Here is a 704-nt window from a genome sequence, read left to right as displayed (position 1 = left end):
CTGTCGATGTGATGCCAGTGCAAAGTGCAGATGGTGCAACAATCACTCAGTTCGTTTATGACGGACAACTTAGAACACTGGTTCAAACAGATACTGGTGAGCAGCGGTTCGGTTTCACTGAAGGGACGCTAGTCATCACCCTTCAAGGTGAAGTGCGTTTTGAACCCAATAGAAATTTAGATCATACGAACAACGAAGACATCGTTAAAACAATCGTAGTGACGTCAAGTGACTTTGATAAAGATCCGGTGACATCTACTGTGAAGTTGACCATCACCGATGGTGATATTCCAACGATTAATACCATTCCAAGCGTCACTTTATCAGAATCTAACCTTACAGATGGCTCGGCAGCAAGCAATACTCCGGTGAGCCAAACTGAGATTATTCAGTTCACCGATCAAAGCGATAATGTCACCAGCTTCCGCATTGATCCAAGCTTATTTAATACCAACGATACACTTAAATCTAATGGGTTGGTCGTTGAGCTTAAAGCCGATCCAAACACGACTGGGGGGTACATCGGCTTTGTGAAAGACGGAGCTAACCCAGAAGTTCCTGTCTTTACGATTAGCTTCTCTACTAGCACGGTGGGTGAGTACACCTTTACTCTGCTTGAAGCATTAGATCATGCTGATGGCCAAGCGAAGAATGACCTGAGCTTTGAACTACCTGTCTTTGCGGTCGACCGTGATGGTGACGAC

The 704-nt window shown here is 45.2% G+C and carries 1 protein-coding gene; it reads left to right on the top strand.

Features of this window, described 5'->3' with window-relative positions; all coding sequences use genetic code 11:
* The coding region (locus tag AB4623_RS24075) for a hypothetical protein (RefSeq protein WP_372147533.1) at positions 1-704 on the top strand (704 nt) is incomplete at both ends.

The organism is Vibrio sp. 10N.222.52.C12 (genome assembly GCF_041474215.1).
Lineage (GTDB): Bacteria > Pseudomonadota > Gammaproteobacteria > Enterobacterales > Vibrionaceae > Vibrio > Vibrio crassostreae_C.
Note: the sequence above shows the minus strand (reverse complement) of the source record. Positions and strands in the feature narration are given on the sequence as shown.